Origin of the sequence: Roseivirga sp. UBA1976 (assembly GCF_002336325.1) — a bacterium.
Taxonomy (GTDB): Bacteria; Bacteroidota; Bacteroidia; order Cytophagales; family Cyclobacteriaceae; genus Roseivirga; species Roseivirga thermotolerans.
The window spans coordinates 1-12,226 of record NZ_DDDQ01000088.1 but is presented as its reverse complement, the minus strand read 5'-3'; the positions used below and the strand labels follow the sequence as shown (position 1 = coordinate 12,226).

12 protein-coding genes and 1 pseudogene are annotated in these 12,226 nt (G+C 44.1%); 5 read left to right on the top strand and 8 right to left on the bottom strand.

The genetic code is table 11. The features are described from left to right. Positions 1–1,057: 1,057 nt before the first annotated feature. The 5 genes from B3763_RS08425 to B3763_RS08405 are packed head-to-tail and all read left to right on the top strand — an operon-like array spanning position 1,058 to position 7,389. Positions 1,058–1,738: a TetR/AcrR family transcriptional regulator gene (locus tag B3763_RS08425; RefSeq protein ID WP_189629606.1), complete on the top strand. Its 681-nt coding sequence runs from the start codon at positions 1,058–1,060 to the stop codon at positions 1,736–1,738. Between the two features lie 3 nt (positions 1,739–1,741). Further along, positions 1,742–3,916 carry a peptidase domain-containing ABC transporter gene (locus tag B3763_RS08420; protein ID WP_286745658.1) on the top strand — a complete coding sequence of 725 codons (2,175 nt, stop codon included), beginning with the start codon at positions 1,742–1,744 and terminating at the stop codon, positions 3,914–3,916. 4 nt (positions 3,917–3,920) lie between these two features. Further along, positions 3,921–5,276 carry an HlyD family secretion protein gene (locus B3763_RS08415; RefSeq protein ID WP_286745656.1) on the top strand — a complete coding sequence of 452 codons (1,356 nt, stop codon included), beginning with the start codon at positions 3,921–3,923 and terminating at the stop codon, positions 5,274–5,276. A gap of 7 nt (positions 5,277–5,283) precedes the next feature. Further along, entirely contained in the window at positions 5,284–6,747 is a 1,464-nt protein-coding gene (locus tag B3763_RS08410) for a TolC family protein (protein ID WP_189629609.1), read from the top strand. A gap of 3 nt (positions 6,748–6,750) precedes the next feature. Continuing rightward, positions 6,751–7,389 carry a Crp/Fnr family transcriptional regulator gene (locus tag B3763_RS08405; protein WP_286745653.1) on the top strand — a complete coding sequence of 213 codons (639 nt, stop codon included), beginning with the start codon at positions 6,751–6,753 and terminating at the stop codon, positions 7,387–7,389. A gap of 104 nt (positions 7,390–7,493) precedes the next feature. On the opposite strand, the gene B3763_RS08400 is transcribed toward B3763_RS08405, so the two are convergent. The 8 genes and pseudogenes from B3763_RS08400 to B3763_RS08365 form a co-directional block, all read right to left on the bottom strand. Further along, positions 7,494–7,712, bottom strand: coding sequence for a hypothetical protein (locus B3763_RS08400; RefSeq protein ID WP_189629611.1), 219 nt, complete (start codon positions 7,710–7,712; stop codon positions 7,494–7,496). 110 nt (positions 7,713–7,822) lie between these two features. Further along, positions 7,823–8,803, bottom strand: a complete 981-nt coding sequence (locus B3763_RS08395; protein ID WP_286745650.1) for an NAD(P)-dependent alcohol dehydrogenase — start codon at positions 8,801–8,803, stop codon at positions 7,823–7,825. A 33-nt stretch (positions 8,804–8,836) separates the two neighbouring features. Next, the gene (locus B3763_RS08390) at positions 8,837–9,067 is read right to left on the bottom strand and encodes a helix-turn-helix transcriptional regulator (protein ID WP_189629613.1); all 231 of its coding nucleotides are present in this window, start codon (positions 9,065–9,067) and stop codon (positions 8,837–8,839) included. After that, a complete protein-coding gene (locus tag B3763_RS08385) occupies positions 9,067–9,510 on the bottom strand; it encodes a hypothetical protein (RefSeq protein WP_189629614.1) in 444 nt (147 codons plus the stop codon). Before B3763_RS08385 ends, B3763_RS08390 begins: the two co-directional genes overlap by 1 nt. A 144-nt stretch (positions 9,511–9,654) precedes the next feature. After that, positions 9,655–10,698: a glycoside hydrolase family 43 protein gene (locus B3763_RS08380; RefSeq protein ID WP_286745649.1), complete on the bottom strand. Its 1,044-nt coding sequence runs from the start codon at positions 10,696–10,698 to the stop codon at positions 9,655–9,657. Between the two features lie 60 nt (positions 10,699–10,758). Beyond that, positions 10,759–11,268, bottom strand: a complete 510-nt coding sequence (locus tag B3763_RS08375) for a hypothetical protein (protein WP_286745647.1) — start codon at positions 11,266–11,268, stop codon at positions 10,759–10,761. Positions 11,269–11,394: 126 nt separating this feature from the next. Then, on the bottom strand, positions 11,395–11,529 hold the full coding sequence (locus tag B3763_RS08370; protein ID WP_286745645.1) for a hypothetical protein: 135 nt from the start codon (positions 11,527–11,529) through the stop codon (positions 11,395–11,397). After that, positions 11,526–12,226 (bottom strand): annotated as a pseudogene (locus B3763_RS08365) (DUF885 family protein); the annotation flags it as partial. The pseudogene B3763_RS08365 and the gene B3763_RS08370, both read right to left, overlap by 4 nt.

Here is a 12,226-nt window from a genome sequence, read left to right as displayed (position 1 = left end):
AGTAAAAATGCCTCAAATGGCAGTATAAGATAGAAAGCTTCTTATGGAAACCGAAAGAGGCTTAAATAGGAGGTAGAAGATGTTAAATGATTGAAGCTGAGAGATGTGTGTATAACTATGTGGATAACCCTGTGTATAACCTTGTGAATTAGGGAGTGGGAAACTTGTTGAAAACTAAGGACTTACAAAGTTTGCGCGTAAAATTATTAAGGATACCTTAGACATACCAAGTGAGGGATAAAGAACTGAAGCATGGCTTCAATCTCTCTTCAGGGGAAGCCTGAAAAAGTGTAATGAAAGGGTTTACTCAGGTAAATCTGAAATAGCAAACGTTTCGAATCGACCGTTGAGGCAATAGTCTCAGTGGTGTGGAACTGAGGCTTTCAGGGACTCACTCCACAGGTGCCAGATCACAACTTTGAAAGGGAGTAATCTGAAGACGTTTTAAAAATCTTTCTGCTGAAAGGTGATTAAAGCAGGCCGTAGATGAGAAGCGGCCGTAATGTATGTTACGGCCAACGCAGCCACGAGCTGCGTTGCAATGCCCCACCGGAAACGGTGCGCCAAACTCCACGAGAGCGAGGAATTTAGAAAAGACTTGTTCTTAGTATAAATAGGCATTGGCATGTAAATGCTGGAAGCTGCAAAATTCACCCTCCCTTGTCACGAAGTGGCTCGGGTAAGGCGAAGCTGAAAGGAGATAGACCAAGGTAGGTTTTCCTATTGACAGTCTGGTTCTGAACAGTACCTTGGCATCCTGTTTTAACACTAGTTGAAACAGGGTGAGTGGGGGCGAGTAATCGTCCCCCGCTTTTGTTATTTGGGGGTATTTGTAAAAATACGGAAAGGATCACTGGGGAGTGATCCTTTTTTTTGTGCCCGGTCCGAAATATTTTATCGCGTAGTCTTCTGTAAGTCAGGGGTTTGAAGCCTTATTGAAAAAATATTCTCGTTTTTTTTCGCAGCCAATGAACAAAATTAAACTGCCTACGTTGTATTACTAATTTTAACAATAGTAATACTATTATTATCTAAAGTAAAATTAACCTACTAATGCATGGCCACTCTGCTTAAGTTGCAAATGAATGAATGCCTGTATTTAAAAGATCCTCAAGACACCGAATTGGGGAGAAAAATAGTACAGCAATCCATTCAAATGATTGACGAGTTGGGGCTCGAAGCCTTTACGTTCAAGAAACTTTCTTTGGTTATAGATTCTACCGAAGCTTCGATATATCGATACTTTGAAAACAAACACAAGCTTTTGGTGTATCTTATTACGTGGTACTGGACGTGGCTGGAGTATAAGATTGAATTTGAGACCAACAACGTGGCCGACCCTTACCTGAGACTATCAAAAGCTTTGCGCTTGGTAACGGAGAAAAAGACATACGATAATTCATTTCCAGATGTAGACGAAACAGCCTTGCAGCGCATAGTGATTAATGAATTTGACAAAACATACCTAACCAAACAGGTAGATCATGACAACAGCTTTGGCCTTTTTAGAGGGGTTAAATCGCTCTGTGGGCGCATTGCAGACATAGTTAAGGAGATAAACCCTGATTATCCGTATGCCCATTCGCTGATAAGTACCTGTTTGCAGGCGGCTCATCAGCAAGTCTTCTTTTCGGAGCATTTGCCTTCACTTACCGATCATTCAGGAGCCAACGACAAGGTATATACTCAAAACTATGAGTTCATCCATCAATTAGTTTTAAAAGCTATTCAAGAATAAAACATGACCAATCAGCACATTGCTAACACCATAAAAGAAGTAAAGCTATTGCTGGGTGAAGGCATCGAAGATGCTTTGTACCAGGATTTACAGGTGGGTACCCGGCTGTATTCCATCGATGAATCGTACGAATTTAAGCGTGACTTGCTAGAGTCGGCCAACAAAGTACGGGTGGTTTTACTCGATCAGCCGTTGAAAGACGATGAACTGATTCCGTTTCTTAAGGAAGTAAGCATTCCTTTGATTGCCCTGAAGACTACTGAGTCGGGTTTTGCCCCGGTAATTATTCACAAGGACAAGAAGGGTGAGGTGGTTGTTCAGGAAGTAACGGAAAGCGAGACTCTGGAAATAACCCTTGAAGAACTTGAGGGCCGTTTAATCAAAAACGAGAGTGGCGAGATTATTCTGCTGGGCACGTTTAGTTACAAGAGCCTGGTGTCTGAGCATGACGAAGACGAGGTGCCTAAGCCACTTTCGCCCGTAAAGCGACTGCTAAGGGTATTGGGAGAGGAAAAGAAAGACATCTTCTATGTGTTTATTTATGCAGCCTTTGTGGGTATTGTATCGCTCACCCTGCCATTGGGCATTCAGGCTACGGTTGAATTGGTTTCCGGTGGTGTGGTGTTTAGCTCCATATACCTGCTTATAGGGCTTGTGTTGCTGGGTATTTTGGCGGCCGGAGGGCTACAAATTATGCAAATAACCCTGGTGGAATATATTCAACGAAGAATCTTCACCAAAGCAGCACTGGAGTTTACGTTCCGAATTCCACGCATGAAAGTAGAAGCACTTTCTAATCTGCATACCCCCGAACTTATGAACCGGTTCTTTGATGTGCTTACTCTGCAAAAGGGATTGCCCAAGTTGCTGGGCGACCTGATGTCAGGCGTAATACAGATAGTTTTTGGTTTGCTGCTTCTTTCTTTCTACCACCCATTCTTTGTGTTTTTTGGTTTGGTGCTGGTACTTACTTTGGTGCTCATTTTCAGATTAACCGGCCCCAAGGGGTTGGAGTCATCCATTCAGGAGTCTAAGTACAAGTATAAGGTGGTGTATTGGTTGGAAGAAATAGCCAGGGTGCTTAACTCCTTCAAAATTTCGGGCAATACCAACCTGCCCATAAAGAAGACAGAGTACAACGTAAACAACTACCTCAAAAACAGAAAGAACCATTTCCGGGTGCTCATTACACAATACAGTTACATTGTACTGTTTAAGGCAGCCATTACGGGAGGGCTCCTCATTATTGGTACTTCACTGGTTATTAATCGGGAAATTACCCTCGGACAGTTCGTAGCTTCTGAGGTAATCATTATCCTTATTCTCAACTCTGTGGAAAAGATTATCACCTACATGGATGTAGTCTATGATATGCTCACGGCAGTAGATAAAATTAGCCAGGTAACTGATTTGCCGCTTGAAAAAGTTGGTGGGATTGATTTACGCAAGGAAGATGTAGACCGTGGTTTTTCTATCGAAGTAAAAGACCTTAATTACTCGTACCCTGGTGCTGACGATCTAAGCCTCAAGAATATTAACCTTTCCATTGCCTGCGGAACCAAGTTGTGTATTGCCGGAGGCAACGAGTCGGGCAAAACCACTCTCACCAACATGTTATCCGGACTCAATCATAAGTACAAAGGCCTTATCACCATTAACGGATACAGTTTGAGAGACCTGGATTTCACCAATCTACGCGATAAGATTGCCAAGAATGTGTCTCAGGAAGATATTTTTGAAGGTACAATTCTGGACAACGTAACGGTGGGCAAACCTCAGGTTTCTGTGAGCGATGCCATTGAGGCCATTCGCCTGGTTGGCTTGCAAGACAAGGTGAACATGTTGCCTAACGGAATGAATACCCACATTTTAAGTGGAGGCAAAGGATATTCCACTTCTTTTGTGAGCAAGCTCATATTGGCACGTTGCCTGGTTAAGAAGCCTAAGCTCATGATTCTGAACGACTTCTTTCATATGTTTCAGCGTTCGGAGAAGCTCAAGCTCATACAATTGGTTATGGAAATGAGTGTGTGCACTGTGGTGGCCGTTTCTAACGATCCGGCCGTGATGTCGGCCTGCGACCGTGTGGTACTGATGGAGGACGGCCAGATTAAGGCCGATTCGACCTACGAAGAATTGCTTTCTAAAGGATATTTACAAGACCTGGTAAACGGATAAGCTTATGTTGAATATTTCTGAACAAACCGATAACAGGAGTGTAGAGCAGAAAAGCATTTTGTTCAAAACCCTTAAAACTCCTAATGCCGGCAAGCTTCTGGCCAAGGTGTTGGTATCCATTTCGTTGGTCTTCTTTGTGCTATTGTTTTTTCCTTGGCAGCAAAACATAAGAGGAAAGGGAAAAGTAACTGCCTTCTCTCCCGGGCAAAGACCTCAGTCGGTAGAATCGGCCATTGCAGGTAGAATTGAAGCCTGGCATGTAATTGAAGGGCAATTTGTAGAAAAAGGAGATACCATTCTCACTCTTTCAGAGGTAAAAGACGACTATTTCGATCCGCAATTATTGCAGCGTACCCAGGAACAGATTGAGGCTAAAAGACAGAGTATAGATTCCAAGAAGGAGAAAATTACCCAACTGGAAAATCAGATTGAGGCACTGCAAAACTTAATGAAAGTTAAGTTGGAGCAGGCGCAAAACAAGCTCAGGCAGTCTCGTTTTAAGCTGACAAGCGATAGTGTAGATTATGAGGCCGAGAAAGTAAGATATGCCAACCAGGAAAATATATTCTACCGAAACAAACAGCGCTATGAGGCCGGAAACATTGCCCTTACCAAGTTTCAGGAGTTAGAATCTAAGTATCAGGAGGCGAAAATGAAGCTCATTAGTGCTGAAAATAAATTTCTGGAATCCAAAACGGAAGTGATTAATGCACGGGTAAATATTACCGGTGTGGAAGCCGAGTATCAGGACAAAATCAGCAAGGCAAGATCTGATCTGAATAACACTGCGGCCGAAGTTTTTGAGGCAGAGGCCGATTTGGCCAAACTGGAGAATCAGTTTAGCAACTATCAAATACGCACCCAGAACTATCAGCTGAGAGCGCCACAGTCGGGCTATGTGGTAAAAGCACTCAAAGCAGGAGTTGGCGAAACCATAAAAGAGGGAGAGTCCATTGTGCAAATCATATCGGAGAACCCTCGATTGGCAGTAGAAATGTATGTGAAAGCCATGGATGTGCCGCTTATTCAAAAGGGTAGAAAAGTGCGAATTGAGTTCGATGGTTGGCCGGCATTGCAGTTTTCCGGCTGGCCGAGTGTTTCTGTTGGTACCTTTGGAGGTGTGGTACAGGTGATCGACAGGGTAGAGTCCAGACCGGGAGAGTTCAGGATTTTAGTAACGCCAGACCCGGCCGAAGAGGAATGGCCGCAACAGTTGCGAATGGGCTCAGGTACCAAAGGTTGGGTTATGCTAGACAATGTGCCCGTTTGGTACGAGATATGGCGTCAACTCAATGGTTTCCCTCCAAGTTTGTATGAGGCTCCGGAAGATGCGGTTTTGGTTAAAGAAGAAAAGAAGTAAAAAGCTCATGAAGCAGGTACTGATTATTCTTTCATCCTTTTTTATGTGCGTAAGTGCTACGCTGGCGCAACAAATTGAGGTAAAAACCATTGCCGAGATAGTGGCACCGAGCGATAGTGCAGAGGTATTTCCTCTCGAAGCCTACGTGAAAGTAGTTTTGGCCAACCATCCGGTGATCAAACAAGCCGATTTACTGCCCGAAAATGCTCGTGAAGAAATTCGCCTGGCTCGTGGAGCCTTCGATCCCAAGCTTACCGGTAACTGGGATGTGAAAAACTACAAAGACACGGAGTACTACGATATTTTCAACACCACTCTAAAAGTGCCCCTGTGGTTTCCGGTAGACCCTAAGATTAGCGTAGACAGAAACCGTGGGGTATACCTAAACCCGGAGCGTTCTATTGCCGAAAGCGAAGACTTTAGACAAGTAACGGCCGGTTTGAGTTTGCCGGTGGGCCGGGGTTTGCTAATCGACCAGCGAAGGGCAGCTGTGCAACAGGCTGAGCTTTTTGCCCAGATAACAGATGCTGAACGCATAAAGATGATTAATAAGGCACTGCTTTCGGCTGTTAAGGCCTATTGGGACTGGTATTACAGCTATTTTCAGTTTCGAATGGTTGACCAGAGTTTGGTCATTTCACAGGAGATTTACCGTAGAGTTAAAGTAGACTTTGAGCTTGGCGAACTAGCTGCTGTAGATACTGTTCAGGCCGCCATTACGCTGCAGAACAGAAGTACGGAAAGGCAGGCCGCTCTCATTCAGTTTAAGCGTTCTGGCCTTATGCTTTCTAACTTTTTGTGGGGTGAAAATGAGGAGCCATTGGAATTGCAGGATGATGTAGCCCCACGTTGGGATGCCGAGTTTACCCTTCCGGAAGAATCGCTGGACAGTCTTCTTGATTTTGCCGTTCAGAATCACCCTGAACTTCAGAAGTTAGGCTTTAAACTAGAGCAGTTGGGAGTAGATGAACGACTGGCCAAAGAAAACCTTAAACCAAGAGTAGACCTTAATTATAACTTCATTAATTCACCCATAAACTACTCTGGCGACTTCACAGATATTGCTTTGGGTAGTAACTACAAGTTTGGCCTGGAGGTGGAGTTTCCGTTGTTTTTGAGAAAGGAAAGGGCCAAGTTGAGGCAAACACGAATTAAGATAGATCAAACCAGTTTTGAGACCCAGTTTGCGCAACAGCAAATTCTTAATGAGGTTGAGGGTGCCTATTTTGAAATGGTCAATGGTCGCGAAATGGTGAGCCTTTTACAACAAGCGGTGAGCAACTATGAACGATTACTGGAGGCCGAGATTTTTAACCTCAATGTGGGCGAAAGCGACCTGTTTAAAATCAATTTCCAACAAGACAAGTTGCTGGAGGCTCAGGTGAAACTTATTAAGCAGCGGGTAGCTATAGAAAAGGCCAAAGTAGAGTTACTTTGGGCGGCAGGTAAACCTTATCTAAACTTTAGATAACCGATGGAAAGTGTGCATGTGAGAGTAGCTGAGCTACTGAGTCAAATGGGTTTTGAAGAAGATCTCAAGCAGGATATTCTTCAGACAGGAAGACCTTTGAAAATAATTCAGGGTCAATCGCTCATTGAGCCGGGAATGAAAGCAGCGGAAATGCCTCTGGTGGTTTCCGGTGTTTTGCGGGTGATGCGTGAGGAAGACAGCGGGAGAGAACTTTTGCTTTATGATTTGGAAGGAGGCGATGCTTGCGCCATGTCCATTTCCTGCTGTTTGGGCAATCAGTTGGCTTCGTTCAAAGCGGTAGCGGAAGAAGATACATGGTTGTGGATGGTTCCCATGAGTCAAATCGATCATTGGCTGGCTCGTTATCAGTCGTTTCGAAAGTTTATTTTCGATGCCTATCACAATCGGTTCGATGAAATGCTTAGCACGGTTGATAGTATTGCTTTTATGAACATGGATGAGCGACTAATGAAATACCTGCTGGACAAGAAGCAAAGTACCGGTTCTTACATCATTCATAAAACCCATGAGCAGATAGCGCAGGAACTCAATACCAGTCGGGTGGTGGTTTCGCGTTTGTTAAAGAAGTTGGAACGACAGGAAAAAATTGAGCTGCACCGCAACCGAATAGAGGTCTTGTAGGGTGCCTTTTACTTCGAGCCATGCGGGTAAATAGTCGTCCTGCATTTTCTGAAGAAATCAGAGTCTGCAGGACTGTAACGTGTAGCAAAAATCAGTAATCTCTGTCAGTCTTCCAGTGCTTCACAGTGTAGTCCCCATGAGTTCACAATATCCATAATGTCTGCCTCTACAACTTCGTCTTCGGCTTCTATGCGTAGTATTTTATCTCTATCTTCCAGATCTACTGACCAGTCCATAATTTCAGGGCTGTAGGCCAGTAAGGCATTGACCTTTTTTACCTTCAGTTCGTTTTCAATGTTGGTTTTAAAAATAAGGAGTTTCATGACCTTGATATTTATATCTGCAATGTGTTCAAAAAATCACCTAATCGACTGAATATCTTGCCGAAACGGTGAATGAAATGCCCCAGTTGTTGCGCTGAGTTGCTGAGTGGTTATTCATTGGAAAGTGTAACCACCACCTTGCCACCGGAATGCCCCAATTCCTGATAGGCTATAGCCTGTGGCAGCTCCTTAAATGAGTAAATCTTGTCTATAACCGGTACTATGGCCCCGGCTTCTATCAGGGAACCAAGAGTGCTGAGGTCTGCTGTGGAGAATTGGGCTGTCAGTATGCTGATTTTTCTATCCGTTCGAAGGCCTATCCACCAACCGTACAGCATATAGCTGATTAAGTGGCCAAATCCGCCCCAGCCAATGAGCAGGCAGGTGCCATTGGGTTTGAGTAGTTTTTTGGCCGTGCCGGCCGAGCAATTACCTACGGCATCTATTATGAGGTCGAATGCTTTTTGGCAGTTTCTGTAATCTTCCCGGGTGTAATCTATTATTTCAGTAGCTCCAAGCATTTTTACTTTCTTCGCTTTGCCGGTGCTGCACACCGCAGTTACCTCGGCTCCATAGTGTTTAGCCAGTTGCACCAAAAAAGTGCCTACTCCACCTCCGGCCCCTATAATCATTACTTGTTGGCCGGGTTTCAATGAGCCGTTGCTGGTTACGCTTTGCAAGGCAGTAATTCCGGCAAGGGGCACCGCGGCAGCCGCCTGATGTGAGATGCCATTTGGTTTTCTAACCAGATGTTGCTGTTTTACGCAAATGTATTCACCAAAGGCTCCTGCTCCCACCGAAAGAATGTCACTGAAAACTTCATCGCCTACTTGCCATTGATTTACGTTGGCTCCTACTTTTTCAATGATACCTGAAAGGTCGGCACCCAGTTTTGGGTTTTTGGGCCTGGAAACACCCAACATTAACCTATAGAAGTAGGGAGTGCCTCGCATGGTGTGCGAGTCGGCCGGGTTTATAGAGGTTGCTTGTACCTTAACGAGCACTTCATCCTCAGCCGGTTCAGGAGTTGGTATGTTCACAACTTCTAGCCCTTCCGGACCGCAGTACCTTTTTCTGATATACCTTTTCATGTTGTTTTGAATTTAATTAATGGAATGACCAAGCTATTTTGAGTTTTTGCCTTCCGGCTCATAAGAAAATACTTCATGTAAAGGAACCTCAAATACCTGGGCAATCTTGAATGCCAGTTCCAGAGTGGGGGAGTATTTGCCCTTTTCTATAGCCACAATGGTTTGTCGCGATACGTCCACTTTTTCAGCCAATTGCTGCTGGGTCATTTCTTCGTTCAGGAACCTGAGTGTTCTTATGTTATTTTGAATTTTATACTTTGCCATTAAAAGCCTCTTTGGTAGTAAAATAGCTGCACCAGATTTTCAACGATTTCTGCAATTACTCCTCCAATAAGAAAAGCCAGGAAGAAAGTGTTTACCGACATTTCCAGGGCTAGTGAACCCATGCCGGCTATAATTCCGAAGATGAAAATAACCTGACTGATGTTTTTAGACTTTAGCTCAATGATCTTGTCGCGCTCATCAGTTTTTGGAATAGACTCACGGGTAATTACCGCATAGAGCACAGAGTACAGTATTTCTATACCTATGCGCACTCCAATGGCCACCAATATGTAGGTCATCATTTCCTTACCCCAGAACTTAAGCAGTTCGGCAGTGTCCATGTGTTCGTAAGGCGAGTTTTTGAAAATGAAGAAAAAGTAAATGGCCGGCACCGCTATGGCACTGACAATGTTGACCAGGTTTTTGTTTTCTCGATATGACATGACTTTAGTTGTATATAAAATTTGACCTTATGTAAAAAATGACGTACCAAAGGTATATAAAGTTTAACATGATGTTAAAAATTTTTTACATTTATTTATAAATAACTGATAGTCAGTTATTTGTTCGGTGGAAAAAAGTGGTGGCTATTTTATGGGGCGGGCTTTTACGCCTTCAAATGTCATTTTCACAGGCTTAATGGTTCCGTCACTATTGAACTCCATTTTGTCGATACAGGTCACGCGGTGGTCACGGTCTTCGTTAGGAATGGGGCGTCTGTGATATACCATATACCATTCATCTGTATGGGGCACATTGATGGCCGAGTTATGTCCGGCTCCGGTGGCAACGGTGGTATCGGACTCCAGAATTGTACCAATTCGGTGGTATGGGCCGTCTACTTTATCGGCCATGGCGTAGGCTACCTTATAACTACCGTTGGTCCAGCCACCTTCTGACCACATGAGGTAGTACTTGTTGTTCCTAAGGAACATAAAAGGGCCCTCTACATAGCCCTCGGGTGTAATTTCCTTGAAAAGGTTTTCTTCATCCCATGGAATAATCTCTTTAAAGTCAGCACTGAGCTTACCAATGTTGCAGTGCCTCCAACCGCCATAGAAAATATAGTGTTGGCCATCGGTGTCTTTAAACACAAATTGGTCGATCGGCTGGGCATCGTTATAGAAATCATCGATCAGGGGTTTACCCAGGTAGTCTCTATAGGGGCCACCGGGTGCATCGGCCACGGCAATACCAATGCCACCCGTGTGGTTAATGTTGTCGTTGGCATTGTATAGCGAGCTGCCGGGGCGCTGTATATCATTGGCAGAGAAGAACAGGAAGTATTTGCCGTTGTTTTCAATAGCAGCAGGAGCCCACATGGCCTGCCGGGCCCAGCTAATGATGGTAGTGTCGAGTATTCTCTCGTGTTTCTGCCAGGTAACCAAATCTTTAGACGAAAATGCATCGAAGAAAACCTGTTGTTTGTATCGGTTGCTGTAGGTAGGGAATATCCAATACTCATCGCCAAAAACAGTTCCTTCGGGGTCGGCATACCAGCCTTCAAAAATCGGATTGCCCGAGGTTTTGTCGGTATCGGCCTGCTCTCCGGAAGGATGGCAAGAGAGGCTAATAAACAGGATAAACAGGTATGGGTACACCGAAAGGCTATGGAATTGGAATTTTGACATGGCTTTAAGATAACACGAAAAGTACAATGTTAGAATATTCGTTTACTCTGCTTGGAGGCTTTATGAAGATGGGTCAATGTTTTGGTTGATAAGGGATAGAATCAGGTCTATTCGCTCCCTGAGTTGCGGGTAGTAGTTATCCCTTAAAAAGGTGTTGGTAAATATGAATTCCAGCAGCTTATTTTCGAATTCTTCGAGCTGTAAAACGTTTTGGTTGTTGCCCTTAAACTTGCTTGGCCCAAAGCCTACAACTGCTCCGTATTTGGCATATGATCCTCTTCTTTCGTTGACTTTATCAGACAAGAAATTTAAGATGCCTAATCTTGTGCGCTGTACTTCTTCTTGTTCCTGAAATCTAACTCTGGAAAGAATGGATTCCCATGAGGCCAGAGCTTTTTTAAGCTCGACATCTGAAAAATTGCCCAGCTTGCCGGAATTGGTAATCTCGTTCAATACGCCCGGACTTGGCAAAAATTGCACTTCATTGACGATGGATCCATATAGTAGAGAGTCGAACTGAGACTCAGTTAATTGAGGAGTGCCTGGGCCGGTATATTTAATAAGCTCCAATGCGTGTCTGAGGTTGGTTTCGTTTATTCTGGATGCTTTGAGAAGGGCCTGTTGATTGAATTGGAATTCATCCCTTAGCCCGAGTAAGTAAACTTGCTCTTCATTTCGGGTCTTCCTTCTTTCGTTTCAGTTGTTTATGCTCAGAGCTATGAGAATACCAATTACCACCAGAGTAATTTCTCCAATGGCATATTTTAGATACTTGCTTTTCTCTTGAGAAACCATGAGTTGAAGCCTTATTTTCCTGAAGAATCCAATCATTTGTTCGGCCTGGTTATGGTCAGAACCTGATCATTTACTCCTGTCATTTGCCAGTGGCCCAGAGATATTGGGATATTGCCAATGCTATTGAGTTGATCGAAAAATTCTTTCAGCTCAAAGTCTTGTTCATTTATGCGGGCATAATCTGCCATGGCGGCTTCCAAAAGGTATTTACCTGTAATGTAGCTGGTGCCGTAGCCGGGCTGTCTGAGGTAGAGATGTTGTTCGAAAATGAGTAACTCCTTTTCCGTTTTCATCCATCCCCTGGGCGTATATTCTGAGTGGATTCCACCGGCTTCTTCCATAGTCATCTCATTGGCATGAGCATAGAGTGAACCCAGGCCTCTGGCTGCCCGTTGGGCAATCATTATATAAACAATTTCTCTAACCCTTGGGTCATCGTTATAAAGGCCAGCCTGCATAAACATTTCTTCTACGGCAGTGGCTGTTCCTTCATTTCTGGAGTCAAAGATATTGTAGAGCAGAGGTCCTCTTCTAATTTCGCTAGAGTGGGGTTCATTGTCCATTCTGGCCAACTCAAACCAGTGATAGAAATGGGAGTATAAGGGGCGCGCATCATAGTGCTCACCAATGGTAAAGAAGTTGCGCTTTTCTTCGGGAATATATTCTCCCAGATGGGCCCTGAGGGCTGGAGCAAAGTAATCTTTAACGCTTACTATGTCTTCATTATTCAGAA

Coding starts and splice junctions, on each gene's coding strand:
- B3763_RS08425 (WP_189629606.1), top strand. CDS start 1,058: ATGGCCACTCTGCTTAAGTTGCAAATGAATGAATGCCTGTATTTAAAA.
- B3763_RS08420 (WP_286745658.1), top strand. CDS start 1,742: ATGACCAATCAGCACATTGCTAACACCATAAAAGAAGTAAAGCTATTG.
- B3763_RS08415 (WP_286745656.1), top strand. CDS start 3,921: ATGTTGAATATTTCTGAACAAACCGATAACAGGAGTGTAGAGCAGAAA.
- B3763_RS08410 (WP_189629609.1), top strand. CDS start 5,284: ATGAAGCAGGTACTGATTATTCTTTCATCCTTTTTTATGTGCGTAAGT.
- B3763_RS08405 (WP_286745653.1), top strand. CDS start 6,751: ATGGAAAGTGTGCATGTGAGAGTAGCTGAGCTACTGAGTCAAATGGGT.
- B3763_RS08400 (WP_189629611.1), bottom strand. CDS start 7,712: ATGAAACTCCTTATTTTTAAAACCAACATTGAAAACGAACTGAAGGTA.
- B3763_RS08395 (WP_286745650.1), bottom strand. CDS start 8,803: ATGAAAAGGTATATCAGAAAAAGGTACTGCGGTCCGGAAGGGCTAGAA.
- B3763_RS08390 (WP_189629613.1), bottom strand. CDS start 9,067: ATGGCAAAGTATAAAATTCAAAATAACATAAGAACACTCAGGTTCCTG.
- B3763_RS08385 (WP_189629614.1), bottom strand. CDS start 9,510: ATGTCATATCGAGAAAACAAAAACCTGGTCAACATTGTCAGTGCCATA.
- B3763_RS08380 (WP_286745649.1), bottom strand. CDS start 10,698: ATGTCAAAATTCCAATTCCATAGCCTTTCGGTGTACCCATACCTGTTT.
- B3763_RS08370 (WP_286745645.1), bottom strand. CDS start 11,529: ATGATTGGATTCTTCAGGAAAATAAGGCTTCAACTCATGGTTTCTCAA.